This window comes from Thermocrispum agreste DSM 44070, from assembly GCF_000427905.1.
GTDB classification, from domain to species: Bacteria; Actinomycetota; Actinomycetes; order Mycobacteriales; family Pseudonocardiaceae; genus Thermocrispum; species Thermocrispum agreste.
Genome location: NZ_ATYX01000008.1, coordinates 123,185 through 149,690 on the forward strand (window position 1 = coordinate 123,185; position 26,506 = coordinate 149,690).

A 26,506-nucleotide genomic window follows, 5' to 3' on the forward strand; every position below is an offset into this window, starting at 1 on the left:
GGCAGGCAATCGCATGGCTCAGATCTGGTTGATCGCCGGAGCCGGGGTGGCCGCCAGCACCTCGTCGACCACTTCGGACGACGAGCGCTGGTTCAGCTCGGCGTCCGCGGTCAGCACCAGGCGATGCGCCAGCACCGGCTGCGCAACGCTCTTCACGTCGTCCGGGGTCACGAACGCCCTGCCCTCGGTGGCCGCCATCGCCTGGGCGGCCCGGACCAACGCGATCGAGCCGCGCGGGCTGGCGCCGTAGCGGACCGCGGCGTGCTCCCTGGTCGCCGCCGCGAGCCGGACCGCGTAGGAGACGATCGCCGGGTCCAGGTACGCCTGCCGGACCTGGACAATCGCCTGGCGCAGCGTGTCCAGGTCGACCACCGGCGCCAGCTCGTCCGGGTTGATCCGCGCAGTGTCGCCCATGACCACCCGCACCTCGGCGTCGTGGTCGGGGTAGCCGACGGCGATCCGCATCAGGAAGCGGTCCAGCTGCGCCTCCGGCAGCCGGTAGGTGCCTTCCATCTCGATCGGGTTCTGGGTGGCGACGACCATGAACGGGTCCGGCACCGGATGGGCCGTGGCGTCCACGGTGGCCCGGCGCTCGGCCATCACCTCCAGCAACGCCGACTGCGTCTTCGGCGTGCCCCGGTTGATCTCGTCGGCGAGCACCACGTTGGCGAAGATGCCGCCGGGGTGGAACTCGAACCGCTCGGCGTTCTGGTGGTAGACCATCACCCCGGTGATGTCCCCGGGCAGCAGGTCCGGGGTGAACTGGATGCGGTTCCACGTGCCGCCGATGCTGCGCGCCAGGCAGCGGGCCAGCGTCGTCTTGCCCAGCCCCGGCACGTCCTCGATGAGCAGGTGCCCTTCGGCCAGCAACGTAGCGATGGCCAATCGCACCACGTCCGGCTTGCCGCGCACCACGCGCTGCACGTTCTCGGCGATCAGCCGGTACACCTCGGCTACGCCCACGCGGTTCCTCCCTCGCCCTCCAGCTGCCCGACGTGCCCCGACCCTACTGACGTGCGGGCGGGTGATCACCACACCATTTCGTTCGACTTGACCTTCGTGCCGTCCGGCAGGGTCGCCACCACCCACACGGTGTGCCCGGTCCCCGCGTAAGCGAAGCGATCGGTGGAAGCCGTGCCGTCCTCGTCGATGACGATCGTGGCACCCGGGTTGTCGTAGTCCGGATCGCTGGAATACGGATCCAAGTGCACGCTGCTGCCCGGCTCGAATCCGGTGAACTCGATGTGCATCCACGCGCAGCCGGGGAGGTCGCCGCAGTACTCGTCGGTCGGCTCGCCCTTGGTCAGCACCAGCTTCGGGCCGATGACCTGCACGGTCGCGCCTCGGCCGCGCGGACCCCGGCCTGCCCGGTTCTCCCCGCTCGCGTAGAACGTGTAGCTGCCGGGCGGCAGGTTGCCGATGACCAGCTGCCGCGTGGCCGTGCCGCCGTTCGAGGCGGCATTGCACAGCATCGTGCGGCCTGCGCTGTTGCGTTGCCAGGTGACGCGGCACGTCACGTTCGGATCACCGCCACCGTCGACCCGCACGGTCAGCGTCACCTCACGGTCACCGGTCTGACGCGCGGAGACGACGTCGACGGTCGGAACGGCGCGCGGCGTCACTGCGCGCGAGTTCGCCTTGGTGCCCAGCCCCGCCGCGTTGCGGGCGGCGACGGTGAACACGTAGCTCCGGCCGTTGGTCAGCCCGGTGATGCGGGCGCTCGTGGCGTCCGCCGACACCGTTCTCGACCCGCCTGCCCACGTGATCCGGTATCCGGTGATCGCACCACCACCGGTGGACCTCGGCGGCGACCACGAGACCACGGCCGAGGCGTTGCCCGGGCTCGCCGAGACGTCGCGCGGTGCGCCCGGCGGCGTCGCAGGCTTCGGATCGGGGAGCACGTTGCCCTCGGGCCGGTCGTCGACCGACCGATCGGATGCGGACGGCTGCTCCTGCTGCCGCCGGGGCCGTTCCCGATCGGTGCGGTCGGGTCGGCGGCTGGGCGCCCGGTCCACGTTGCGATCGGCGGTGCGGTCCTTCGCCGTCCTCTCTCCGTCACCGTTCGCACCGGTCAGGTCGACGTCCGCGACCTTGCCGTCGTGATCGACCACCAGGACGTGATCCCCACGCTTGCCGTCCGCGTAGACCCGGCCGTCCTCACCGGTGATCAACGGCTGCTCGCGGTCGGCAGGCTCGCCGGGCAGCTGCTGCCTGGCGATCTGCCGTCCGTCACCGCCGTACGTCTCGACCGTGTTCGACGACCGATCCAGCAACGCCACCGCATCACCGGTGGACGCCGGGCCCTCGTAGTCACCCCCGGCCAACGGCACGATCAGCGGCTGCTCGGGCCGCCCGCTTCTGGTCAACGGCTTGGCGTCGACCAGCACCAACCGCTTGGCCTGGGGGTCCAGCACCGCCACCCGGCCGTCCACGTCCCGCGGCGCGACCTCGACTTCGGTGGGCACGTCCACGCCCATCGGCACCCCTTCGCCCAGGCCGGCTGGCCCGAGCGGGTGCACGCTGTCGGTCGTGGTGTCGACGAACGCTGGCCGGTCGGCGACCACGGTGAGCTTCCCGCGGTGCCCCTCCGGCACGCTGACCGGACAGCTCACCAGCCGCGCGTCCTTGGCCAGCCAGCACAGCAGCCCGTTGTCCACCCGCAGCAGCCACAGCGTGCCGTCGCTGGTCACCACCGGGTCCGCCAGCGGGCCACCTACGTCGATCGGGCCGCCGTCGGCGCCGAAGCGCATGATCCGGCCCGCCTGCCGGTACACCGCGTACGGCCCGCCGTTGGCCTCCAGCATCACCGGCGGCTCCGGCGACACCGACGGCCGGACCCCGGCGACGCTCATGTCGGCCTTGCCGAACTCGACCACGTGCTCCTTGCCGACCACGTACCCGCTCTTGTCGCCCTGGACGACCTGGCTGTCGGGGTCGGCCATGCCGTTCATGTCGACCTCGGCGTCGACGGCCTGGCTGGCTCCGTCGACGTGATACACCGTGTCGGTGGCCTCGTGGTAGACCCAGTGGCCGGATGAGAAGAAGTGCAATCCGTGCAACGGCTTGGCCGCTCCGCTCAGCGCCACGACCACGGCCGCGACGCACGCCAGGACCAGCACGACGACCGGCACCCGGCTGCGCCATCTGCGCTGAGTCGTGCCAACCTCCCCGGACCGCACGTGATCAGCGTAATTCATCGGGCTCCGAAACCGTCCAGCCGCGAACCGGGCAGTGGCACCAAGCTGTCATCGCACAACCGGAGACAAAACAACACATCACCGAGTAGCCGGTGGCAAAACCAATTCGAAAATTGCTCCCCCTTGTTCGGCGTTGTATACGCTCAACGTGCCGCCGTGCGCCAGCGCCACCCAGCGCACGATGGACAGCCCGAGCCCGGACCCTCCGCTGGTGGTGAACCGGTCGAACGCCGACTGCGCCACCGCCGGATCGATGCCCGGGCCGCTGTCGGCGATGGTGACCCTGCCGTTGGCCACCGCGACGTGCACGATCGCCTTCTGGCCCGGCAGCCTGCCGTAGCGCAGCGCGTTGTCCAGCAAGTTGGTCACCGCCCGCTGCAGCAGCACCGGGTCGCCGTGCACCATCGTCGGCGCGGCGGTCACGGTCACCTGGGCACCGTCGGCCGGAGTCTCCTCGACGACGCCGGTCACCAGCTGGTCGAGCCAGATCGGCTGCATGGTCAGCTGCTCGACGCCCGCCGCCAGCCGGGCGCGCACCAGCAGCCCGTCGATGATGCCGCCCATCCGCTTGGCCAGCCGGACGGTCCGGGAGAGCAGTTCCTCCCGCTGCTCCGGGTTGCGCTCGGCGGCCTCGGCCAGCGCCCGCAGCGCGGCCACCGGCGTGCGCAGGTCGTGCGCTGTCTCGGCGAGCAGCGTCTCCTGCTGTTCCAGCGCACCGGCCGCAGGCCGGATCGCCCTCCCGGCCAGCAGGTAGCCCGCCACACCCACCACCCCGATGAGCAGCACGCAGCCGCCGACGATCAGCAGAACCATGCGATCGTGCCGGGCCGCCTCGGGTTCCGCGTCGGCAACGGAGACGACCGCGCCGACGTACGGGCCTTCGGTGTCGGTGCGGAACCGTTCGGCGGCGAACCGGACGGTTCGGTCGTCGGGCGTGGTGGCGTAGCCGACCTGCATCCCGTCGGCGACGACGGCCCGTCGCGCGATGTCGGTCATCAGCTCCGCCGGCACGTCGACGCACTGACGGGCACTGTCGTGACGGGTGAACGCCTGGTCCGCGGGGACGACGGCGAACTGGGGACATGTGTCGTTGAGCGGGTCGTTGATCACCCGCTCGAGCAACAGGCTGTCGTCGGCGACGCCGAGCGCGCGCAGCACAGCAGTGGTCACCCTGGTCAGCTCGGCGTCCAGGCGCTGCCTGCCCTCGTCCGCGTCGGCCTCGATCAGCAGCAGCGCCAGCACGATCACCGCGACCGCGTTCATGGCGGTGAACAGGGCAGTCAGCAGCCAGCGCAGACGGCGCAGGCGATCCGCGGCGCTTCTCATACCGTTCGGTCGCTGGTCATCGGATCCTCGCGTCGCCCACGGACATCTGTTGCCGAGGTCTTCCGCCGACGGCTCCGGCGCAAGACCACCTTGCCCCGCAACGCTAATGCGTGGAGTGAGCTTAACCGGATCGAACGCCGCGACATGGCAGCAAACGGCCGCTGCCGCGCCAGGCGCCCGAGCACGCCCACCGAGCGGGCACTGTGGCACTGACCCACCACGAGGGACGCGGCTGCGCACCGGGCACCCCGACCCTGCGACCGGAACCGCTGACCGCCACGAAGAGACATGGCCGCTGCACGCCGGGCACCCCGACCCTGCAACCGGAACTGCTGGCTCGCTGCGAGGGGACACGCCACTGGCACGAACGAGTGGTTGTGCGAGCTTGACACTCGCTCGAACGGAGTAACGCGCCCTTGCCACCCCGGCCCGGCGGTACTACTGCCGGTATTGCTTTCGAAACGTCCCGGACATGCCAGGAATCACCCAGCAGACTGACCGTACGGTCAATTTTCCAGGCTGACCGCCCGGTCAATTATCACGGCCGATCTCGCCGCGACGAGCCTACTGTCGAGGGAGATCACGAAATTCTGCAGGCGTATGACTGGCGAAACTCGCCCCGGCGAGGTAGACATAATTGTTCACTCGGTTCGACGATTCGAGGAACTCGTACCGAGAACGGGCGTCATACGACCACTGTGAGGGGCGTCGCCTGACTGCCGGCCTCGGCGGATCCACGCGGCAGCAGCGACGGGAGGAGGGACTATGAAGGTCAAGGACACCAGGCCCAGCGGCCAGTTGCACCGAGCGCTCGGACCAGCGAACGGGTACCCGAACGGGTCGTCGACGGCCAAGCGAACGGTCACCGTGGGGGTGGTGGAGACCGTTCCGCTGTACCGGGACGGCCTCACCGCGCTGATCGAGCGCACCTCATGGGCCAAGGTCGCCGCGCACTCGGCCAGCCAGCAGGGTGCACTGCTGATGAACGAGCAGCTGACGCCCGACATCGTGCTGCTCGACTCCGGCCTGGCGCCCAACGCTCATCTGGTCGAGCTACTGACCGCGCACAAACTCCACGCACGGGTCGTGGTGCTGGTGCGCGACGCCGACCGCAACCCGCGCTACCTCGCGTCCTGCATGCGTGCTGGGGCGCACGGCGCGGTGCCACGGACCGCGGAACCGCAGCGTGTCCTGGAGGCGGTTCGGCAAGCTGCCCGCGCCCATCGGTATCTCGACCCGGCGCTGGCCTCGCTGGTCACCCATCCCGAGGCCCAGCCGCCCGCGCAACGCCGCGCCGGCGACGGTGAGGCGCCGCCTCCTCGCGTCCCCCTGTCGCGCCGCGAGTACCAGGTCATGCAGCTCATCGCCGAGGGCCAGGAGAACGCGGCCATCGCCAAGGAGCTGTTCCTGTCGGTGGAGACGGTCCGGACACACGTCAAGAGCATCCTGCGCAAACTGTCCGCACGGGACCGCACGCATGCGGTGTCCATCGCGTTCCGCACCGGGATGCTGTCCATCTCACCGGACGCCGCCCGGGACGACGATCTGGCGGCACCGACCACGCCGACCCGCCCCGTCCGGCGCTGACCCCGACTCGGGCCGACCAGATCCCGGTGGGCCCGGTCGGCGGCGTGTCGACGGGCCCGCGGGTCGCCGCGGCCAAACCACCGCGGTCGGTCGGCGTGGCTAATCGAAGAAGAGGTGAAAAACGCACCACCACGTCTTGCCGTTCACTGACAGCCTGGACACCATGAGCGCGCCGTCCGCCGGCTTCCCGCCGAGCGTGCCGCGCACCAACCGCGTCGCGTGCGCGGGGCTCGCTTGGGTCACCTGACCGAGGGTCAGCTTCGCGTCGTCGTCGAGCAACTTGGCCAGTCCCCCACCGATGATGCTCGGGCATTCCAGCCGCAGCACGCTCTGGTCCCTGTCGTTGATCTTCCGCACGACCCTCTTCATGAACTGGTCAGCGGCGGGCGGCACACCGCCTTGCCACCGTTCGTCCGGCTCGCTGGTCTTGCTCGGCTGCGGCGGCTTGAGCGGGGAAGGACCTTCGAAGGTCACTGCGTCCCAGCACACGGTCCCGCCTTGCTCCTCCACGTGGACCTTGAGCACGGTCCTGTCCTGTGCGGTGGACAGCCTCATCGAGGCCACCACGAAGTGGTCGTTGTGCTTGAGGATCCGGAACAGCGTCGCCGAGCGGATCTCCGGCACGATGTCGATCGTGCGGTCCACCGTCGAGCGCCGCTTCGGGCACGCCACCTTCTTGAGCGCTGCGGTGTCCTTGCGGTTGAGTCCTTCGGCGATCCGGAAGACGAGACGTTCCCCAGGGGATGTCTGCGGGCGCTTGGTCGGCGCGATTCGCTCAGTGCCGCCCGCGACCGCCCGCTGATCCTCGTCGCCCGACAGGAAGAATCCAGGCGCGAGGAATCCGGTGACACCGACGATGCCGAGGATGACCACCACCGCGACGATGCCGACGATGCGGGGTGGTCGATCTCTTGACGGGCGGGGGAACCGGCACGGGCGGTGCCGCCGGGAGATGCTGCTCGCCGGGCGTGGTGGCTCCCTGCTGCGAGGAGCCTGCCCCTTGCTGCCGTGGGTCGTGCGGAGTCGTCATGGTCGTCCCATCACTCGATGACACCTGCCGGACTCGATGACACTTGCCGGCGCGTGTCGCCGTCTGGTCCTCACCGACACCGACCCACCCGCGTCCCGTCAGGTTGGGTCTCCGCCGTCGGCGCCGGGTGGAATGCCGCTCATGATGGCGCGACGCGGCCCGACCGGGGACAGTGCGGCGAATTTCACCCGGACGGACTACCTCGATGCCCGGACGGGTCGCGTCACGCCGACCACTTGCCCTAGTTACCGGCAGGTAATATCCTCGGAGTTACCGGCAAGTAATAGCCCGCAACGCGGCACCACGCACGCGGAGAGACGAATCCGGAGCCACGACATGGGCCACTACAAGAGCAACGTCCGCGACCTCGAGTTCAACCTGTTCGAACTGCTGAGGATCCAGGAGTACCTGGGGAAGGGTCCCTACGCCGAAGCTGACTCCGACACCGCCCGCGCGGTGCTGACCGAGGTCGACAAGCTGGTCTCGTCCGACGTCATCGCCCAGGCGACGGTGGACACCGACCGCAACCCGCCGGTGTTCCACCCGGACAGGTTCGACGTGACCATGCCCGAGTCGATGAAGAAGGCCTACCGGGCCACCCTCGAAGCGGGCTGGGACCGCATCAACCTGCCCAGTGAGCTCGGTGGCTTCGGGATCCCGCCGTCCGTGGCGTGGGCGGTCGCGGAGCTGTTCACCGGCTCCAACCCGGCCCTGTACTTCTACCTGGCGGGCAAGACGTTCGCAGGCATCCTCTACGAGGTCGGCAACGAGCAGCAGAAGCGCTGGGCGGAGATCGCCATCGAGCGCGACTGGGGCGCCACCATGGTGCTCACCGAGCCGGACGCCGGCTCCGACGTGGGCGCCGGCCGCACCAGGGCGATCAAGCAGCCGGACGGCACCTGGCACATCGAGGGCGTCAAGCGCTTCATCACCGGCGCCGCTCAGGACGACATGACCGAGAACATCTACCACCTGGTGCTGGCCAGGCCGGAAGGCGAAGGCATCGAGCCGAAGCCGGGAACCAAGGGGCTGGGCCTGTTCTACGTGCCGATGTGGCACCACGACCCGGAGACCGGCGAGCTGACCGGCGAGCGCAACGGCGTGTTCGTCACCAACGTCGAGCACAAGATGGGCATCAAGGGCTCGACCACGTGCGAGCTGACGTTCGGGCAGCACGGCAAGCCCGCGGTGGGCTGGCTGGTCGGCGACAAGATCGACGGCATCGCGCAGATGTTCAAGGTGATCGAGCACGCGCGGATGATGGTCGGCACCAAGGCGATCTCCACGCTGTCCACCGCCTACCTGAACGCGCTGGAGTACGCCAAGGAGCGCATCCAGGGCGCGGACATGACGCAGATGACGGACAAGACGGCGCCGCGGGTGCCGATCACCCGTCACCCGGACGTCCGCCGCGCGCTGATGACGATGAAGGCGTACGCGGAAGGCCTGCGCGCCCTGTACCTGTACACCGCGTCGTTCCAGGACAAGATCCGGCTTGGTGAACACCAGGGCGAGGACGTCTCGCTGGCCAAGCGGGTCAACGACCTGCTGCTGCCGATCGTCAAGGGCGGCGGCTCCGAGCGGGCGTGGACGCTGCTGGGCACCGAGGCGTTGCAGACGCTGGGTGGCTCCGGCTTCCTGCAGGACTACCCGATCGAGCAGTACGTACGGGACGCCAAGATCGACACCCTGTACGAGGGCACCACGGCCATTCAGTCGCTGGACTTCTTCTTCCGCAAGATCGTGCGGGACAAGGGCCAGGCGCTGACCTACCTGGCCGGCGAGATCACCAAGTTCATCGAGGCCGAGTCCGGCAACGGCCGCCTCAAGCAGGAGCGGGCCGCGCTCAAGCAGGCGCTGGAGGACGTCCAGGGCATGCTCGGTGCGATGTTCGGCTATCTGACCGAGGCGCAGCAGGACCCGAAGAACCTGTACAAGGTCGGCCAGCACACCGTCCGGCTGCTGCTGTCGGCGACCGATCTGCTGGTCGGCTGGCAGCTGCAGCGCCAGGCCGAGGTGGCCATCGCGGCCCTGGACAACGGCGCCGCGGACAAGGACAAGCCTTTCTACCAGGGCAAGATCGCGGCGGCGTCCTTCTTCGCCAGCACCGTCCTGCCCGAGCTGTCGGCCCGGCGCAAGGTGGTCGAATCGGCGGACAACACGCTGATGGAGCTGGACGAAGCGGCGTTCTGAGGACCACTCGCTCCCGCGGCGTGACAGGTCGGCGGCGGTCCCGGCACGGGGCCGCCGCCGTCGTCTGTCGGGAGAGCCCACCGCTTGCCGGTCCCGGCCACCCCCGGCAAGCAACGAACTAAGCCACAGACACCAACCGACGCCTGTCAGGAAAGCCCACCGCCTACCGATCCCGGCCACCCCCGGCAAGCAACGAATTGGGGCACGAGCGCTAACGAGTTGGCTTCCACCGCCCGTTCAGGTCCACCTGGAGCACTCTCGAATCGCGAGCGCGGCCAAGTGGTGGGACAGTTTCGGACAAAGCTCGTTCGGACTCGAAGCGAGGAGAAGTCATGGCAGACACCTACACGCTCGCTGCTAGCTTCAGCGAAGCGCTCGGCAAGGCGTTCGACGGGTGGGGCATCTTCGGCTTTCTCATCACGGGCATCATCCTCGGCTTGCTCGCCAAGCTGGTCATTCCCGGCGACCAGGGCATCCCGCTCTGGCTGACCATCATCTGCGGCATCCTGGGCGGCGGCCTCGGCAACGTGGTCTACGCCCTGTTCGGCGGCTCGGACACCGCGGGTTTCGACTGGCTGCGGCACGGCCTGCAGCTGGCCGGGGCGGTGGTCGTGGTGCTCATCGCCGCTGCTGTGTACCCGAAGTCACGCGGGCGCACCGCTGCCTGACACCCGCCGACGCACGGGGAGTACGCGTCGACCGGACGGTCCGCCCTCAGGCCGTCTGCTGGAGCCACCTGGCCCCGGCAGGCGGCCTGACGGCTTTTCGCCTACCGACGAGCACCGGTCACTCACCGGCAGGAGCTTGGCCCCACACAGCGGCAAGCGGCCGACCGCACGCCGACAGGACCCCGACCGCATGCCGGCGACGCAACGACCGTCCGCTCCGATTCGCGGCCGCGGAAGCGGGTCCTTCCCGGCTACCGGTACCCGCACCGGGCCGCTCGGCGGCTTCTCCGTCCACCACCGCCCGGGCCCACGCCGACCGGATTGCCCGCTTCCGTGCGGACGGGCTCAGGTCAACCGTCAATCGTCGTCATCGTCCCGCTTGCCGCACACGATGGTCGGCTTCGGGTTGTAGGTGACCGTCCTGGTCTCCCTGCGCACTTCCCGCCCGGTGTTGATGTCGTACAGGATGCGGGTGTCAGTCGCGGTGAAGCCGGGGATGCCGGGGGACGGCTCACAGCTGCTGCCGTTCACCCGCTGCGTGCCCGGCTGCTTGACGTTCGTCTTCGGGCCGGTCACCGACTCCACCCGGTACCGCTTGGTGCCCCACAGCTTCACCGTGATGCTCTGCGGCGTCCAGTGCGTCTGGATGGCCACGCCGGTGTCCGAGTCGTTGGTGATCTTCAGGTCGATGCCGCCACCACCGGGCGCCTGGAACACCGTCGCCTCCCGGGCGATCGGGTAACGGCTGATGTAGTAGCTGTGCTCCTTGTGCCCGGCGTCCTTCAGGCCGGCGAAGTACGCCGCGTTGTACAGCGTGGTGGCGAACTGGGAAATACCGCCACCGACCGCGCGACCCGGCACGCCGTTCTGGATGATGCCCGCCTCGACGTAGCCCTTGTCCGCGGTGCGCGGGCCGGTGTATTCGTTCAGGCTGAACGTCTCGCCCGGCTTGATGATCGCGCCGTCGACCTCGGCGGCCACGGTCCGGATGTTGATGCCCGAGTCCGGCGCGAACCCACCCGTGGTGAACTCGCCGATGACCTCCTTGATGCCCAGCTTCTTCGCCTCGGACGTGGTCAGATCGGGCTTCTTGGTGGCGTAGCTGACCTTGAGCACCCGGCCCTCGGTCTTGGTGATCACGTCCAGGTACGGCCGGAACGTCTTCTTCCAGTCCACCTTCCGGCCGTTCTTGGCCGGCTTGACGGTCGGCTTGCCGCCGGTGAAGACGATCTCCGCGTCCTGGCCTTCCTGCTCGGTCGGCTTCAGCGCGGGCTCCAGCGCCTTCTTCAGCACCTCGCGGTCCACCAGCGCCTTGAGCGAACCGTCCTCCTGCGGCTTGAACTCGAACGCCTCGCCGATCTGTTTCGGGGTGAGCGACGTGCTCACGCCGTCGCCCTGCACCTCGATGGGGGCGGCCACGGCGGGTTTGGCCAGCTTCTCCAGCGTCGCCCGCACCCCGTCGGGGGTGGCCTTCACCGGCTGCACGTCGACGTCGAGCCGGACACCGCCCAGCTGCAGCCAGGTGTCCTCGATGGTCTCCACCGCCTGGTCCACCGAGCGCAGCTGCTGGCCCTGCCGCGGTGGCACCGCCACCGGCTGCACGGCGCCGTCGGTGCCCTCGATCTCCTTGAAGGTGATGTTCCCTTCCCGCTTGCGGTGGTTGATCTTGGTCTTGGCCAGCCGCTCCACCGCCTTGCGCAGCGTCGGCCGGTCCGACTTGCCGACGATGCCGACCTCGCGGGTCTCCCAGAACGACGTGAGCCTGGTGATGGGGTTCCACGGCTGCTTGCCCGCCTGCTCCAGGGTGGCCTGCCAGTCCACACCGAGCCCCGACTCCGCCGGGTCGAGCGTGGTCTCCACGTCGCCGGCCTTGACCGTCACCGGCTTGTCGAAGCGCGGCTGCAGCTCCTGCCGCAGTTTCTCCTCGGCCGCCGTCCGGCTCAGGCCGCCGACGTCGACACCGGCGACCGTGACGCCACGCGGCACGTCGCCCCAGCTCACCACCATGTCGACGACGTAGGCGACCATCAGCACGCCGAGGGTGGCACCGGTGACCAGCATGGCCCGACCCAGCCCGCTGCGCAGCTTCCGGCGCGGCTCCTCTGGCTCGTCGTCCGCGCGGTAGATGCCGTGCGCCACCGGCTCACGCTGGACGGTGGGCTCGTCGAACAGACCGAGGTCGTCCGGGGCCTCGCCGTCCGGGGCCCGGTCCGGATCGAATCGGGGGAACGCCTCCGTCGCGCCCGCGGCCATTTCCGGCATGCGCGACTTGGGCAACGCTTCGGTCGCGCCGTCGTACCCCCGGTCGTTCGGCAGGTCCCCCCATGTCTCCGTCGCACCGTCGGGTGCCTGGCTGGAGACCGCGTGGTAGATCTGCGTGGCTTCGTCCGACCACTCGGTGCCGCGGCCCGCTGATTCGCTCGGCCACCCCGCACCGCGCCCGCCGGACGCAGCGCCGGCTCGATCCGGGCCGTAGGGGGCCGCGGGCCCTTGCTCGGGGTAGGCGGACGGCATCGGGCGATGGAACCGCGTCGGCTGGCCGGCGTCGTGCCCCGGCGGCAGGTGGCCTCGCCCGCCGGTGTCGTCGATGCGCCCGGACAGTGCACCGGACGAGGTGTCCAGCTCGCCGGCCAGGGCGTCGTCGAGGCTGCCCGAGACGCTCTCCCGCTCCTCGCCGCCAGACGGAGGACGACCGGTGTCAGAATCCCATGTCGGCCAGTTCTGCTGGTCGTCGGCCACGTTTTCCTCCGTATGCCGCTACAGGTACAGCCCGGTCCCGTGCTCGGTGCGCTCGCTGGCGATGGCGTGCACGTCCCGCTCGCGCATGACCAGATAGGTCTGTCCCTGGATCTCCACCTCGAGCTGGTCGGCCGGATTGAACAGCACCCGATCGCCGACCTTCACACTGCGGACATTGTTGCCCACGCCGAGCACATCCCCCCAGGCGAGGCGGTGTGCGACCTGCGCCGTCGCGGGGATGACAATGCCGCCGCTGGAACGTCGCTCCCCTTCCTCGCCCGGTTGCTTCACCAGCACCCGGTCGTGCAGGAGCTGAATCTCCAGTTTGTGATCGTCGTCAGGTGACAAGGGCACTCCAGCATGGTACTTGTGTCTCGCCGGGCCTTCTGCTAGCGGGCTCAGCTTCGGTGCAGGGTGCGCGTGATGCCCGCGGCCACCGTGGTGGCCAGGATCCACCCCGCGGCGATGAACCCGGTGGCCACCCACTTGTCCACCCCGCTCATGTGCCAACGACCCTTGTTGCCCAGATCGACGATGGGCAGCAGCAGGTCGGCGGTGTAGAGCACCGGATTCCACTCCAGCCCGGTGTCGTCGGCGTTGACCAGGCACCGCGGCCCGCTGACGGTGAACCGCGGATCGTGCACGCAGGAGTCCGGCGTCAGCCAGAACCACAGGCTGCCGAGCACCAGCAGCAACACCAGCCAGCCGAGCGCGCGCATCGGTTTGTAGCCGTAGCCGACCAGCACGCGCTGCACCGTGCTCCACAGCGTGATGCCCGCGGCCACCGGGCGGGCACGGCCGCTGGCCAGCGCCTCGTAGCGGTACCGCTGCTTGAGCATCAGCACCGTCACCGCGTGCTCCTCGTTGCCTGCTGCCCGCAGGACGGCGGCGAGCTGGTCGTACGGCCCCGGCCGGTAGCCGTTCATCGCGTTGCGCAGCCACCACACGCGCCGCAGCACCTGCACGTTGTCGTCCAAGTCGATGGGCTCGGCCAGCGCGTCGTAACGGAAGTCGTCCACTTCCACCTTGCCGGTGGCCTGCCAGAGCGCTTCGTTGTCCTCGAGCGAGCCGCAGTGCGCGCCGCGCAGGATCACCCTGCCCTGCGGCGGCTTGCCCGGGGTGAGCTGGAACTCGTCGGCCGTCGCCCCTCCGGCGTCCAGTGCCACGACCGTGCGCAGCGACCCGAGCAGCGCGCCGTCCAGGGTGAGGATGCGGCCCACCCGTACAGCGTCGAGGTTCACGCCGCCGTCGGCGCGCATGACCTCGTCGGCGAACCTCGCCATGACCAGGTCACGGCCGACGGTGGCAGCGCGCATGCCGACCGAGAAGTTGCGATGACCGTGCACCGCGGGGTCGGTGAACGCCGTTCCGGAGAAGCGAACCGACCCGCCGACCTGGGCGCCCTGCAACTGCACCGTGCCACGCACCCTGGCGTTGACGATCTCCACGTTGCCCGCCACCACGGCACGGCGGGCCAGGAACACCATCCGCCTGGGGTGCCGCAGCTCGGCGTTCCTGGCCAGCACGTTGCCCCCGACCTTGATGTCCGCCAGCCGCAGCTGGCCGCGGGCTTGCAACCTCGCGGCCTGCAGGTCGCCGCTGATCTCACTGCCGTCGAGGTGAATCGCCCGGTCGTAGTGCGGTTCCTGCTCCCGCCGCTCGGCGACCACGGTGGCGTCGCTGAGCCGGAACGACCCGCCCACCAGCGCGTTCACCATCCGGACGGTGCCGTAGGCGGCCAGCCGGTCGGCGACCAGGTTGCCCTCGACCCGTAACCGGTCACCGACCAGTGACGGCCACGGGTCGATGGACGGATCACCCGCATACGCGCCGTCCCGCCACTGTTCGATTCCGATGCCGGAGAAGTCGCCGGGCGTCTGACCGGTGATCCGGGCGCCGGACAGCCAGAAGTCGCCGTCGATGGTGGCACCGGGAACGAACAGCATGCCCTCCGCGGTGAACTCGCGCGGCTGCTCGTTGCGGGCCGCCTTGCCGGGGTCGCGCTCGCACAGCAAACTGCCGCGCACGTGGACGCCGGTGGCGTTCAGCGCGATGCCCCTTGGGTTGCGCAGCTGCGAGCCGGAGAAGATCACGTCGCCGCCGCTGGTCATGCCGGACAGCCGCACCTCGCCGCTGGTCACCATCCGGTAGGCGGTGACCGCACCGGCCACCCGCAGGCGATCGGCCTGGATCGCCTTGCCGTGCGAGTGCCGGACGGTGCTTCCGGTGAGCACCACCGAGCCTTCCACCACGGCGTCGGTGAGCACCACGGCCGCATCGGGCACCCCGGGCTCGGCCGTCTTCGGGTTCATCGTGAGGCTGGTGCCCGGCTCGGTGGCGTGTTCGGCGGGAGTCATCCGCACTACGCAGCGGTGCAACCGTAGATCGTTGCGGCAGCGCAGGTTACGGCCGCGCAATCCGGGCAGCACGCAGTCGGAGAAGGACAGCCCGAGCAGCTGGGACTCGCGCACGTCCGGACGGTGCTCGAACAGGCAGCGCTCGAAGTGCAGCAGCATGTCCAGCACGGCACCGCGCAGGTTCAGCACCCCGGTGATGTACTTGCCGACCACGCGATAGGTCGGCGTGCCCGCGGACGAGCCGCGCCTGCGCCACCAGCTGTCCGGTTCGATCAGCTCCCGCACGATGTCGGCAGCCTTCAGCTCGTAGCGCAGGTCGGGGCCCTCGCGCGGGTCGTACGGCGCGTCGTCCTTCGATCCCGGCATCGACTGCGTGCTGCTGCTCCGGCCGTCGCCTACTCGTTGGCGTGCACCGGGTTGAGCACCCGGCGCAGGAACTCCCGTGTCCTGGCCTGCTGCGGATCCCCGATGACGCGGCTGGGCGGCCCCTGCTCGACGACCACCCCGCCGTCCATGAACAGCACCTCGTCGGCCACCTCGCGGGCGAACTGCATCTCGTGCGTGACGACCAGCATCGTCATGCCCTCGTCGGCCAGCGAGCGCATCACACCGAGCACGTCACCGACCAGCTCGGGGTCCAGCGCCGACGTCGGCTCGTCGAACAGCATCACCTTGGGGTTCATGCTCAGCGCCCGGGCGATCGCCACCCGCTGCTGCTGGCCGCCGGACAGCTGCGACGGCATGGCGTACACCTTGTCGGCCAGGCCGACGCGCTCGAGGTTCTCCCGCCCGATGCGCTCGGCTTCCGCCTTGCCGCGCTTGAGCACCTTGCGCTGCGCCAGCGTCAGGTTGTCCAGCACGTTGAGGTGGGAGAACAAGTTGAACGACTGGAACACCATGCCGATCGACGCCCTGGCGGTGTCCAGGTCGCAGTCGGGGTCGTTCAGCTCCACCCCGTTGACCTTCACCGACCCGGAGTCCGGTTGTTCCAGCAGGTTCACGCAGCGCAGCAAGGTGGACTTGCCGGAACCGGAGGGCCCGATGATGCACACCACCTGCCCGTGCCGGACGTCCAGGTCGATGCCCTTGAGCACTTCGAGCCTGCCGAACGACTTCCGCAGCCCACGCAGCTCGACGGCCAGGCCGCTGTCGGTCCCGTTCCCCTGCGTCATGCCTCCACCTCCAGGCCCCGGTCACGCTGCCGCCCAGTACGCCGCTCCAGGTAGCGGGACAGGTAGCTCAACGGGACCGTGATCAACAAGTAGCACAGCCCGGTGATCAGGATCGGCGTCAGCGACTTGGTCTCGTTCAGCGCGTCCCGGCCGAACTTGGCCAGCTCCAGCTGGTCGATGCTCAACCCGAGCAGGTAGATCAGGGACGAGTCCTTGGTCAGCAGGATGAGCTCGTTGGTCAGCGGGGGCAGGATGATGCGGAACGCCTGCGGCACCACGATGGTCGCGGTGGTGCGCAGCGGGGTCATGCCCAGCGACCTGGCCGCCTCGATCTGCCCGGCAGGCACCGCCTGGATCCCGGCACGGATGGTCTCGGCCATGTAGGCGGCGCCAACCAGGCCGAGCGAGAGCGCGGCGGTGGAGTAGTTGTCGAACTTGATCCCGAAGGCGGGCGGCACACCGTAGCCGATGGCGATGAACACCAGCAGCAGCGGCACGCCGCGGAAGAACTCGACGTAGATGGTGGACAGCCACCGGTAGGGACCGATCGAGGACAGCTTCATCAGCGCCAGCGGCAGCGCCATGACCAGTCCCAGCGCGAAGCCCAGCGCGGTGTACACCAGTGTGTTGACCAGGGCGACGGTGAACAGGTCCGGGAACAGCACGCTGGCCGCTTCCCAGTCGAAGAAGGCCTTCCCGATCTTGCCCCAGTCGGCCAGGAGCGCCAGTACCACCACGACGATCACCAGGATCGCGTACTGGATGCCCCTGGCGAGCTGCCCGCGCTTGCGGCGCGACATCGCCATGTTTTTCCGCTCCTCTTGCCCTGACACGGCGGCAGGCGCACCGGCCGCGGTGGCGGCCCATGCGCCTGCTGACTACCGCTGGACGGTCAGTTCTCGGCCTGCCCGGCCTCCGGGAACCACTTCTTGTAGAGCTTGTCGTAGGTCCCGTCCTTCTTGGCCTGCTCGATGACCTTGTTGACCACCGCGAGCAGGGCCTTGTTGCCTTTCTTGACGCCGATGCCGTACTGCTCGCCGGTCTCGAACTCCTCGGTCACCTCGACGTCGTCGTTCTTGGCCAGGAAGTCGTAGAGCACGGTGTTGTCGTTGATGGCCGCGTCGATCTGGCCGTTTTGCACCGACTGCAGCAGCAGCGCCAGGTCCTCGAACTGCTTGGTCTGGTAGCCGAACTCGCTCTTGTGGTCCTCGGCGTAGATCTCCCCGGTGGTGGCCTGCTGGACGCCGAGCACCTTGCCCTTCAAGTCGTCCAGCGACTTGATGCCGGACCCCTTCTTGACCAGCAGGGCCTGGTTGGCGTCGAAGTAGCCGACCGAGAAGTCCATCACCTTCTTGCGCTCGTCGGTGATGGTCATCGCCGCCGCGGCCAGGTCGCAGTCGTCCCGCTCGAACACGGCCGCGGACTCGATGCCTTCGAACGCGGTGTCGAAGATCTCCTGCTCGACACCCAGTTCCTTGGCCACCAGATCGACGAGGTCGACATCGAACCCGACGATTTCGCCGCCCTTCTTGAACTGGAACGGCTCGTAGGGCAGGTGCGTGCAGGTGACCAGCTTGTCCCCCTTGACCAGGGTCGGCTTCTCGCCAGCCTGGCTGTTGCCCGAGTTGCCCACCTCCTCCGCACATCCGGCTGCGGCCAGAGCCAGTGCGACGGCCGGAATCAGGACAAGCCTGGTGAGCTTGTTTCGACGCGCCACGATGTCACCTCTCGTATGTGGTCCGATCGAGTGAGGGCAGTTTGCCACCTTACGGCGCGCGACGAAAAGGGCAAACCAGGCTCGTAACCGACTCGTATATCAATCGATCGTCTCGTAGAGCAATCGATCGGGTGGAAGCACCCCACACACCGGCCCGACGCAGATCACCGGCAACATCCTCACGGGAAAACCTCACCCGGCCACAGCCACCGAACCCCCGCCGGACACGTGGCGGATGAGCCGGCGATGCGCCTCCGTGAACGACCGGGCGATCAGGCCGCGACACCCACCACGATTCGCCATCCGTCCTTTTCCGCATGCCGGCTAATCACGGGCCCGGCGCGTGGTGCGCCGGGCCCACCTCGGCCCTCAGCCGCGAGCGTGCGCGTCCAGCAGCGCGGCGACCGCGGCGGTGACCCGCTCGGCGTGCGCCAGGTGCAACCACTCGTCCGGCACGTGCGCGTTGGAGTCCGGCCCCAATGCCCCGGTGACCAGGAACTGCGCGTCCGGGTACTTCTCGCCGAGCAGGCCCATGAACGGGATCGACCCGCCCAGGCCGATGGCCCCGTACGGCGCCCCGAACACCTCGTCGCTGACCCGCTGCAGCCCACGCTCCAGCCACGGCGCGGTCTGCGGAGCATTCCACCCGTCGGCGTGCTCGATGCCGGACAGGCTGACCTGCGCGCCGTACGGCACGTCGGTGGTCAGCGCCCGCTGCACCGCTTCCAGCGCCGCCTTCGAGTCCGCCGTCGGCGGCAGCCGGAAGCTCAGCGCCAGCGTGCTCGACTCCCGCAGCACGTTGCCCGCGTTCTCCGGCTCGGGGAAGCCGGACGCGCCGATCACCGACAAGGTCGGCCGCCACGCCACGTTGAGCAGCAGCTCGGCTTCGTCGTCCGTCACCGTCCGCGCCCCGTCGGCCAGCGGGAACGAGGACCGGATCGCGCCCGGCGTGGCCGCCGCCGCGTCGCGCGCCTGGCGCTCCCGGTCCGCCGGGATCTCCACGTGGAACTCCGGCAGCAGGATCTCGCCGGTCCGCGCGTCCTCGATGCGGTCGAGCAGCTGCCGCAGCACCCGGAACGAGGACGGCACCGCGCCGCTGGCCAGTCCGCTGTGCTGGGCCACGTCCAGCACCTTGACCGTGACCCGCACCTGGGCAAGTCCGCGCAGGCTGGTGGTCAGCCACAGCCGCTCGTAGTCGTTGCCGCCGGAGTCCAGGCACACCACGAAGCGGACGTCACCCAGGAAGCCCGCCAGGTGCTCCAGGTAGGCGGGCAGGTCCGGGCTGCCGGACTCCTCCCCGGTCTCCAGCAGCAGGACGGCCCTGGCGTGCTCGCCGCCCGCCTCCCGCACCGCGCGCAGCGCCGCGGCCGCCGCGTACCCGGAGTAGCCGTCGTCGGCCGCGCCCCGGCCGTACAGCCTGCCGTCCCGCACCACCGGCGTCCACGGGCCCAGCCCGTCGGACCAGCCACCGACCGGTGGCTGCTTGTCCAGGTGGCCGTAGAGCAGCACGGTCCCGCGGTCGGCGGCGCCCGGGGTGGCAGGCACGTCCAGCACCAGCACCGGCGTGCGGCCGGGCAGCCGCACCACCTGGGTCTGGCCGAGGCCCTGCGCATCCAGCCAGTTCCGCACGTGGTCCACCGCCGCGTCCAGGTGGCCGCTGCCTGCCCAGTCGGCATCGAACGCCGGGGACAGCGCGGGAATCTCCACCAGTCCGCACAGGCTCTTGAGGATGTCGTCGTTCCACTGCCGCCGAACGGCCGATTGCACAGCGTTGATGTCCACGGCGATGATCCTGCCATCGGTGGCCGGTGGCGGGCACGTCCCGTCGGGACTGCCACTCCGGCCCCGGTTCATGCCAGGATGTCTGGCATACCGTCAACGCCGACGGCAGTTGTGACCTCCGAACCGGAAGCCGGCTCGCCGTTGAGGACCGTCGTCGCGCCCGTCACAAGCGAGCGCGAGGAAGCGCAGAAGGAGAAGCCGACATGTCTGACATGTCGTCCGCCGAACAGTGGACGCACCCCGGAGAGGGCGATCTACCACCCGCAACGGCGGCGAAGCCAACCAAGGAACAGGTGATCGCTGGATTGCGGGCAACCACGGAAGGCGGCGCGGACCTGACGCAGCTGCTGACTCCCGAAGGTGAACGGGTCGCGTCGCCGATCTTCGATCCGTACGTGGCCGACATCGATTTCGCCGCACTGCGTGGCCTGTACAAGGACATGGTCATCGTGCGTCGTGCGGACCGGGAAGCCAACGCGCTGCAGCGGCAGGGCCAGCTGGGCATCTGGGTGCCGCTGCTCGGCCAGGAGGCCGCGCAGGTCGGCTCCGGCAGGGCGCTGCGGCCCAACGACATGGCGTTCCCCAGCTACCGTGAGCACGGCGTCGGCTACTGCCGCGGCGTCAGCTTCAAGGAAATGCTGGGCCTGTTCCGCTGCACGTCGATGGGCGAGTGGGACTACCGCAAGCACGGTTTCCACCCGTACACCATCGTGATCGGCAACCAGGTGCTCAACGCCACCGGCTACGCGATGGGGCAGAAGTTCGACGGCAAGGTCGGCGACGACGACGGCGAAGCCACCATCGTCTACTTCGGCGACGGCGCCACCAGCCAGGGCGACGTGCACGAGGGCTTCGTGTGGGCGGCGGTCTACGACGCGCCCATCGTGTTCTTCTGCCAGAACAACCAGTGGGCCATCTCCGAGCCCACCGAGCGCCAGTCGCGGCTGCCGCTGTACCAGCGGGCCCGCGGCTACGGCTTCCCCGGCATCCGGGTGGACGGCAACGACGTGCTCGGCTGCCTGGCGGTCACCCGCTGGGCGCTGGAGGCGTGCAGGCACGGCAACGGCCCGGTGCTGATCGAGGCCTTCACCTACCGGATGGACGCGCACACCACCACCGACGACCCGACCCGCTACCGGCTGTCGGACGAGGTGGAGACGTGGAAGCTGAAGGACCCGATCGAGCGGGTCCGGGTGTACCTGACGCGCAACGGGGGAGCGGACGCGTCGTTCTTCGAACAAGTCGAGGCCGAGGCCGACGAATTCGCCGCCGACCTGCGGGAGTTCGTGTTCAACATGGAGGACCCGCCGCCGGAGCGGATCTTCGACAACGTCTACGCCGAGCCCTCTGCTCAGCTGGAGGCCCAGCGCGAGGAGTTCCTGGCGTACCTGGCCGGGTTCGAAGGAGGCGAGCACTGATGTCGGCACCCACCACGCCCAACGTGGCCGCTCCCGCTTCGTCGACGGTGCAGACCCTCACCATCGGCAAAGCCATCAACATGGGCCTGCGGGCCGCGATGGAACGCGACAACAAGGTCATCGTGATGGGCGAGGACGTCGGCAAGCTCGGCGGCGTCTTCCGCATCACCGACGGTTTGCAGAAGGACTTCGGCGAAGAGCGCGTGCTGGACACCCCGCTGGCCGAGTCCGGGATCATCGGCACCGCGGTCGGCCTCGCGGTACGCGGCTACCGCCCGGTGTGCGAGATCCAGTTCGAAGGGTTCATCTTCCCCGGGTTCGACCAGATCAACAGCCAGGTGGCCAAGCTGCACGCACGCACCCAGGGCAGGGTGAAGGTGCCGATGGTCATCCGGGTGCCGTACGGCGGCGGGATCGGTGCGGTGGAACACCACTCCGAGTCCCCGGAGTCGTACTTCGCGCACCTGGCCGGGGTGAAGGCGGTGACCCCGTCCAACCCGGTGGACGCGTACTGGATGATCCAGCAGGCGATCTTCTCGGACGACCCGATCCTGGTGTTCGAGCCGAAGAAGCTCTACCACATGTCGGCGCTCAAGGAGCCGGTCGACACCGCGGCGACGCCGATGCCGCTGTTCAAGTCGAAAGTGCTGCGCACCGGCACCGCGGCCACGCTGGTCTGCTACGGCCCGACGGTGAAGACGTGTCTGGAGGCCGCGGAGACCGCGGCCGAGGAGGGCAACGAGCTGGAGGTCATCGACCTGCGTGCCCTCTCGCCCATGGATCTGGAACCGGTGTTCGCATCGGTGCGCAAGACCGGCAGGCTGATCGCGGTCAGCGAGGCCCCGTCGGAAGCGTCGCTGACCTCGGAGATCGCGGCCAGGGTGCAGCAGGAGTGCTTCTACTCGCTGGAGGCGCCGGTACTGCGGGTGACCGCGTTCGACACCCCGTACCCGCCGTCCAAGCTGGAGGAGCACTACCTGCCGGACGTGGACCGGATTCTGCACGCCGTCGACCAGTCGCTGGAGTGGTGAGCGCCGATGCCTGAGTACAAGCAGTTCCCGCTCGCCGACACCGCGGAGGGCCTGACCGAGGCGGAGATCGTCGACTGGAAGGTGCAGCCGGGCGACAAGGTCGAGGTCAACCAGATCGTGGTGGAGATCGAGACCGCGAAGGCCGCCGTCGAGCTGCCGATTCCGTGGTCGGGTGTGGTCACCGAGCTGCACGTGGAACCCGGTCAGGTGGTGGAGGTCGGCACCAACCTGCTGACCATCGACGTGGACCCGGACGGGACCGGGTCGTCCGGCGCCCCGACCGGGGCGCAAGCGGCCTCGGTCAACGGGTCCGCTCCCGAACCGGCTGCGGAAGAAGAGATGAAACCGCTGGTGGGCTCCGGCGCCAAGGAGGTCACCAGCAAGCGGCGCCGCCGCCGGAAGGCGGCAGCGGCGGCCGGTGGCGGGAGCGCGGCAGCAGCACCAGCCGCCGCGGCGGCCACTGCGACCGCGCCGCGTGACGCGGCCACCACCACCGAAGCGCCGTCGTCGGGCACCCTGCCGTTGCCTCAGGTCAAGCCGCACGAGTACGTTCCGCTGGCCAAGCCGCCGGTGCGCAAACTGGCCAAGGACCTCGGCATCGACCTGCGCACGATCACGCCGAGCAGCGGTGACGTCATCACCCGCGAGGACGTGCAGCGGGCGGCCGAGGCGAAGACCGCCCAGCCGGCTGCGGCAAGCGTGAACGGTGCCGCGGTGGCGGCCGGCGCCCGGGAGCGCCGGGTGCCGATCAAGGGTGTGCGGCGGATGACCGCGGAGGCGATGGTGTCCTCGGCGTTCACCGCGCCGCATGTCACCGAATTCCTCACGGTGGACGTCACGCCGATGATGCAGCTGCGCGAGCGGCTGAAGAAGCACCCGGATTTCGCCGGGGTGAAGCTCACGCCGCTGGCGTTCGCGGCCAAGGCGATGTGCATGGCCGTCAAGCGCACGCCGGACGTCAACGCCACCTGGGACGAGGAAGCGGGCGAGATCGTCTACAAGGACTACGTGCACCTCGGTGTCGCCGCGGCGACACCGCGCGGGCTCGTCGTCCCGAAGATCCGCAACGCGGACGCGATGTCGCTGGTGGAGCTGGCGAAGGCGCTCGAGGAGCTGACCAACACCGCGCGGGAAGGCAAGACCCCGCCGGAGGACATGGTCAACGGCACCATCACGATCACCAACGTCGGCGTGTTCGGGGTGGACACCGGCACTCCGATCATCAACCCGGGGGAGTCGGCGATCCTGGCGTTCGGCGCGATTCGCGAGATGCCGTGGGTGGTCGACGGCGAGCTGGCGGTCCGCCAGGTGTGCCAGCTGGCGCTGAGCTTCGACCACCGGATCGTCGACGGGCAGCAGGGCTCGCAGTTCCTGGCCGACGTCGGCGCGCTGCTCAGCGACCCGGCCATGGCGCTGACGTTCTGAGCCGACGGCCTTCGAGCCGAAGAGATGTGCGACGGCCTCCCCTCCGGTCCACGCGGCCGGACGGGAGGCCGTTCACGTGCGCGCCCCACTCCGACCAGCCAGCCTCACCTTGTGATGTGCGGCCTGGACGGCCCCCGGTGTCGGCCGGTCGTCAAGCCGTACCGCCTCCCCTTCGATCCGAGCGTCGGGCAGCCCGCATGCTTCACTCGGCCGGCCAGCGATGCATCTCTCTTGACCGAGAGCCGGACATGACCGAATCGCCCCGGTGCCGCCCGGCCAGCCGCGCACCCCTCACCAAGAGCCCAACACGAGCAAACCGCCGCAGAGCCGCCCGACCAGCGGGTCGTCACTTGACCCCCGGAACCAGGCGATGGCCGGACCACAGCAGTGCCGCCGGAAAGCCGCGTCCGCTGCCCCTTCGATCCATGCGATCGGGCGGGAGGCCACCGGTGTGCTTGGGGAACGCGCGCCGAGTGCACTACGTTGTTTCCGATATGGCCGTAGTGATCCTGCTGTACCTCGTGGTCGAAGTGGCCGCCATCTGGGCGGTGGCCTCGCTGGTCGGCGCGCTGTGGACGATCGTCCTGCTCATCGGCGGTGCCGTGGCCGGCTCGTGGCTGGCTCGGCGCGAGGGCGGCAAGGCCATCCGTGCGCTGCTGGACGCGGCGCGCAGCGGCCGGTCGGGTCATCAGGAGATCACCGACGGCATGCTGGTCACGCTCGGCGGGCTGCTGATCTTCCTGCCGGGCTTCGTCACCGACGTGCTCGGCCTGCTGGTGCTGCTGCCGCCGACCCGCACCGTCCTGCGAAAGGCGTGGCTCCGGCGGATGGCGCGGACCGGCCGGGTACGCAGCCACCGCACGGTGGTGATCGACGGGGAAGTCGTCGAGAGTACCGAGGCTCCCCGCTCGGACAAGCCCACCGGTCCGGACGACCAGCCTCGCGTCATCGAGGGCTGACCGCGGCGGCACGGACCCCGTCGCAACGATCACGCGCGCGGCTTCGGGATGTCGAAGTAGCCCAGGAACCGTGCAGCGACGCCGAAATCACCTCGTACCTTCAGCTTGCCGGTGACCAGCAAAGACAGCGCCCGGGAGTTTCCGGACACAGCCAACCGCAGGACGTCCTCGGCAGCCGCCGTGATCGTCACGTCCGGTGTGTACACCGGATCGGACGTCGTCTCGCAAGCACCTTCGACGACGCGTGTCTGGTACCGGAGCGGTTCGGCATCGCCGCTGGTCACGACCCACTCGACCACCGCATCCACGTGCCGCGTCTTCTCCGCCACCACATGGTCGGCCATCCGCCGGAACAGCTCCTCGAGCAGGAGCGTACGCAGTTCCTGGCGCGCGGCGGCCGCCCTCAGCTGCTTCCTCGACGCCCGCGCGATGAGGTCGACCAGCGACTGCGTGCTCATCGCCGAGACGCTGACCCCCGCGTCCGCCCGGTCGAGCATGTGCACCGCGGCGAGCAGCTGAACGAACTGGTCCTCGGTCAGCTTGGCCAGATCGAGCGCGTCGGCCAGCGCATCGAGTTCCTTGCCGCGGACGACCTCGCCCCGCTTCGGCCCGCCGCACCGGCATCGCCGTCGCACGGCCCACCGCTGCCGGATCGGCCTCATCGCGGCAGGTCGAAATAGCCGATCAGCCCGGCCGCGAAGCCCAGGTCACCCTTGACCTGGATCTTGCCCGTGACGTACAGCTCCGCCGGGGTCGTCTGCCGGCAGATCAGCCGCACGAAATCCACCGGGGACACCGTGATGGTCACCCGCGGCTGCGGGCTCCTCTCCCGCGAGACGGTGCAGGCACCGTCGGCCAGCGTGCACTCGTAACGGTCGTAGCCGCCCTCACCGCTGCCCCCGGTCAACCGCCAGCGCACGACGGCGTGCATGTCGCGAACCTTCTCCGTCCGCACGTGCGTGGTCATCCGGCGGAAGATCTCGTCGAGCAGGCGGCGGCGTAATGTTTCGTCGGCGAATGCCGCCTCGAGCTGCTTGCGCGGCGCGGAGTCGACCATGCCGATCAACGTGCTCGCGTCGACGGTGGCCAAATCGGTGCCGGCGACGCGCTCGGCCAGCTCCAACCCGTCACGGTGGTCCACAACGCCTCCAGGTGGCTCGACAAGCGACTCGCCGGGATAACCTACTCACGAGTAGATTGGCGGGCAAGCCACACCCGCACGGAGGTGCCTGTGTCCGAGACCGAACGCAAACGACGCGTGCGCCGCCTGCCCCGCGAAGTACGCGAGCGGCAGATCGCCGACGCCGCGGTGGAGGTGTTCTCGCGGCACGGGTACCACACCGCGTCGATGGACGAGATCGCCGAGGTCGCCGGCGTGTCCAAGCCGATGGTCTACGCCTACCTCGGCTCGAAGGAAGAACTCTTCGCCGCCTGCATCCGGCGGGAGGCGCAGCGGCTGCTGAAGGCGATCGCCGACGGCGTGCGCAACGACGTGGAACCGGACATGCAGCTGTGGACCGGGCTGCGCTCGTTCTTCCACTTCGTCGGTTCGAACCGCAGTTCGTGGATGGTGCTGCACCGGCAGGCGCTGGCCGTCGGCGGCGAGTTCGCCGAGGAGGTCTCGCAGATGCGCTCCCGGTCCATCGAACTGGTCGCCGCTCTGGTGGTGGCCTCCGGTACCCGGAAGGGCATCGGGGAGCAAGCGGAGAAGTCCGGCGAGGCGCTGGCCGCCGCGCTGGTCGGCGCGGCCGAGTCGCTGGCCGACTGGTGGCTCGACCACCCCGGCGTGCCCGCCGACGTGCTGGCCTCGTGGCTGATGAACCTGGTCTGGCTCGGGTTCGGCGATCTGGTGGCGGGCGAGGTCTGGTCGCCCAAGGACCTGACCCCGCCCGCCTGAGCGCGCTC

The 26,506-nt window shown here is 69.4% G+C and carries 21 protein-coding genes; 8 read left to right on the top strand and 13 right to left on the bottom strand.

The window, feature by feature from the left end; genetic code table 11:
• Positions 1-18: 18 nt before the first annotated feature.
• From YWY_RS0106645 to YWY_RS0106655, 3 genes are all read right to left on the bottom strand, one after another.
• Positions 19-963: an AAA family ATPase gene (locus YWY_RS0106645; protein ID WP_028846967.1), complete on the bottom strand. Its 945-nt coding sequence runs from the start codon at positions 961-963 to the stop codon at positions 19-21.
• Positions 964-1,028: 65 nt separating this feature from the next.
• Positions 1,029-3,179, bottom strand: coding sequence for a fibronectin type III domain-containing protein (locus YWY_RS20655; protein WP_169725221.1), 2,151 nt, complete (start codon positions 3,177-3,179; stop codon positions 1,029-1,031).
• A 96-nt stretch (positions 3,180-3,275) separates the two neighbouring features.
• The gene (locus YWY_RS0106655; protein ID WP_028846968.1) at positions 3,276-4,523 is read right to left on the bottom strand and encodes a sensor histidine kinase; all 1,248 of its coding nucleotides are present in this window, start codon (positions 4,521-4,523) and stop codon (positions 3,276-3,278) included.
• Between the two features lie 765 nt (positions 4,524-5,288).
• On the opposite strand from YWY_RS0106655, the gene YWY_RS20660 reads away from it, so the two are divergent.
• Complete coding sequence (locus YWY_RS20660; protein ID WP_084609056.1) at positions 5,289-6,110, top strand: LuxR C-terminal-related transcriptional regulator; 822 nt, start codon at positions 5,289-5,291, stop codon at positions 6,108-6,110.
• A 99-nt stretch (positions 6,111-6,209) separates the two neighbouring features.
• Here YWY_RS20660 and YWY_RS0106665 read toward each other — a convergent pair whose 3' ends face one another.
• The gene (locus YWY_RS0106665; RefSeq protein ID WP_156899131.1) at positions 6,210-6,983 is read right to left on the bottom strand and encodes a hypothetical protein; all 774 of its coding nucleotides are present in this window, start codon (positions 6,981-6,983) and stop codon (positions 6,210-6,212) included.
• Between the two features lie 493 nt (positions 6,984-7,476).
• On the opposite strand from YWY_RS0106665, the gene YWY_RS0106670 reads away from it, so the two are divergent.
• Both YWY_RS0106670 and YWY_RS0106675 read left to right on the top strand, forming a co-directional pair.
• Positions 7,477-9,333 carry an acyl-CoA dehydrogenase gene (locus YWY_RS0106670; RefSeq protein WP_028846970.1) on the top strand — a complete coding sequence of 619 codons (1,857 nt, stop codon included), beginning with the start codon at positions 7,477-7,479 and terminating at the stop codon, positions 9,331-9,333.
• A gap of 332 nt (positions 9,334-9,665) precedes the next feature.
• A complete protein-coding gene (locus tag YWY_RS0106675) occupies positions 9,666-10,001 on the top strand; it encodes a GlsB/YeaQ/YmgE family stress response membrane protein (RefSeq protein ID WP_245566578.1) in 336 nt (111 codons plus the stop codon).
• Positions 10,002-10,358: 357 nt separating this feature from the next.
• Here YWY_RS0106675 and YWY_RS20665 read toward each other — a convergent pair whose 3' ends face one another.
• The 7 genes from YWY_RS20665 to YWY_RS0106710 form a co-directional block, all read right to left on the bottom strand.
• Entirely contained in the window at positions 10,359-12,740 is a 2,382-nt protein-coding gene (locus YWY_RS20665) for a VanW family protein (protein WP_245566579.1), read from the bottom strand.
• A gap of 18 nt (positions 12,741-12,758) precedes the next feature.
• Complete coding sequence (locus tag YWY_RS0106685; protein ID WP_028846972.1) at positions 12,759-13,094, bottom strand: GroES family chaperonin; 336 nt, start codon at positions 13,092-13,094, stop codon at positions 12,759-12,761.
• A 44-nt stretch (positions 13,095-13,138) separates the two neighbouring features.
• The gene (locus YWY_RS0106690; RefSeq protein ID WP_028846973.1) at positions 13,139-15,463 is read right to left on the bottom strand and encodes a hypothetical protein; all 2,325 of its coding nucleotides are present in this window, start codon (positions 15,461-15,463) and stop codon (positions 13,139-13,141) included.
• Between the two features lie 29 nt (positions 15,464-15,492).
• Positions 15,493-16,269, bottom strand: coding sequence for an amino acid ABC transporter ATP-binding protein (locus tag YWY_RS0106695; protein WP_038044664.1), 777 nt, complete (start codon positions 16,267-16,269; stop codon positions 15,493-15,495).
• Positions 16,266-17,075, bottom strand: coding sequence for an amino acid ABC transporter permease (locus tag YWY_RS0106700; protein WP_028846975.1), 810 nt, complete (start codon positions 17,073-17,075; stop codon positions 16,266-16,268). The genes YWY_RS0106695 and YWY_RS0106700 overlap by 4 nt, the downstream gene beginning before the upstream one ends.
• Positions 17,076-17,161: 86 nt before the next feature.
• Positions 17,162-17,986 (bottom strand): basic amino acid ABC transporter substrate-binding protein, encoded by an 825-nt coding sequence (locus tag YWY_RS0106705; RefSeq protein WP_028846976.1) that lies wholly within the window; start codon positions 17,984-17,986, stop codon positions 17,162-17,164.
• A gap of 369 nt (positions 17,987-18,355) precedes the next feature.
• Positions 18,356-19,777: a M20/M25/M40 family metallo-hydrolase gene (locus tag YWY_RS0106710; protein WP_028846977.1), complete on the bottom strand. Its 1,422-nt coding sequence runs from the start codon at positions 19,775-19,777 to the stop codon at positions 18,356-18,358.
• Between the two features lie 203 nt (positions 19,778-19,980).
• Here YWY_RS0106710 and pdhA point away from each other — a divergent pair, with 203 nt between their 5' ends.
• From pdhA to YWY_RS0106730, 4 genes are all read left to right on the top strand, one after another.
• Positions 19,981-21,186 carry a pyruvate dehydrogenase (acetyl-transferring) E1 component subunit alpha gene (gene pdhA / locus YWY_RS0106715; protein ID WP_028846978.1) on the top strand — a complete coding sequence of 402 codons (1,206 nt, stop codon included), beginning with the start codon at positions 19,981-19,983 and terminating at the stop codon, positions 21,184-21,186.
• On the top strand, positions 21,186-22,217 hold the full coding sequence (locus YWY_RS0106720; RefSeq protein WP_028846979.1) for an alpha-ketoacid dehydrogenase subunit beta: 1,032 nt from the start codon (positions 21,186-21,188) through the stop codon (positions 22,215-22,217). The genes pdhA and YWY_RS0106720 overlap by 1 nt, the downstream gene beginning before the upstream one ends.
• A gap of 6 nt (positions 22,218-22,223) precedes the next feature.
• Complete coding sequence (locus YWY_RS0106725) at positions 22,224-23,642, top strand: dihydrolipoamide acetyltransferase family protein (RefSeq protein ID WP_028846980.1); 1,419 nt, start codon at positions 22,224-22,226, stop codon at positions 23,640-23,642.
• A gap of 494 nt (positions 23,643-24,136) precedes the next feature.
• Positions 24,137-24,601: an FxsA family protein gene (locus tag YWY_RS0106730; RefSeq protein WP_028846981.1), complete on the top strand. Its 465-nt coding sequence runs from the start codon at positions 24,137-24,139 to the stop codon at positions 24,599-24,601.
• 29 nt (positions 24,602-24,630) lie between these two features.
• Here YWY_RS0106730 and YWY_RS0106735 read toward each other — a convergent pair whose 3' ends face one another.
• Both YWY_RS0106735 and YWY_RS20670 read right to left on the bottom strand, forming a co-directional pair.
• Positions 24,631-25,236 (bottom strand): SCP2 sterol-binding domain-containing protein, encoded by a 606-nt coding sequence (locus YWY_RS0106735; protein ID WP_169725222.1) that lies wholly within the window; start codon positions 25,234-25,236, stop codon positions 24,631-24,633.
• Between the two features lie 23 nt (positions 25,237-25,259).
• Entirely contained in the window at positions 25,260-25,742 is a 483-nt protein-coding gene (locus tag YWY_RS20670; protein ID WP_342665096.1) for an SCP2 sterol-binding domain-containing protein, read from the bottom strand.
• 90 nt (positions 25,743-25,832) lie between these two features.
• On the opposite strand from YWY_RS20670, the gene YWY_RS0106745 reads away from it, so the two are divergent.
• A complete protein-coding gene (locus YWY_RS0106745) occupies positions 25,833-26,498 on the top strand; it encodes a TetR/AcrR family transcriptional regulator (protein WP_028846983.1) in 666 nt (221 codons plus the stop codon).
• The last annotated feature ends 8 nt before the right edge of the window (positions 26,499-26,506 follow it).

Coding starts and splice junctions, on each gene's coding strand:
- YWY_RS0106695 (WP_038044664.1), bottom strand. CDS start 16,269: ATGACGCAGGGGAACGGGACCGACAGCGGCCTGGCCGTCGAGCTGCGT.
- YWY_RS0106670 (WP_028846970.1), top strand. CDS start 7,477: ATGGGCCACTACAAGAGCAACGTCCGCGACCTCGAGTTCAACCTGTTC.
- YWY_RS0106725 (WP_028846980.1), top strand. CDS start 22,224: ATGCCTGAGTACAAGCAGTTCCCGCTCGCCGACACCGCGGAGGGCCTG.
- YWY_RS0106655 (WP_028846968.1), bottom strand. CDS start 4,523: ATGAGAAGCGCCGCGGATCGCCTGCGCCGTCTGCGCTGGCTGCTGACT.
- YWY_RS20660 (WP_084609056.1), top strand. CDS start 5,289: ATGAAGGTCAAGGACACCAGGCCCAGCGGCCAGTTGCACCGAGCGCTC.
- YWY_RS0106690 (WP_028846973.1), bottom strand. CDS start 15,463: ATGCCGGGATCGAAGGACGACGCGCCGTACGACCCGCGCGAGGGCCCC.
- pdhA (WP_028846978.1), top strand. CDS start 19,981: ATGTCGTCCGCCGAACAGTGGACGCACCCCGGAGAGGGCGATCTACCA.
- YWY_RS0106730 (WP_028846981.1), top strand. CDS start 24,137: ATGGCCGTAGTGATCCTGCTGTACCTCGTGGTCGAAGTGGCCGCCATC.
- YWY_RS0106700 (WP_028846975.1), bottom strand. CDS start 17,075: ATGGCGATGTCGCGCCGCAAGCGCGGGCAGCTCGCCAGGGGCATCCAG.
- YWY_RS0106675 (WP_245566578.1), top strand. CDS start 9,666: ATGGCAGACACCTACACGCTCGCTGCTAGCTTCAGCGAAGCGCTCGGC.
- YWY_RS0106720 (WP_028846979.1), top strand. CDS start 21,186: ATGTCGGCACCCACCACGCCCAACGTGGCCGCTCCCGCTTCGTCGACG.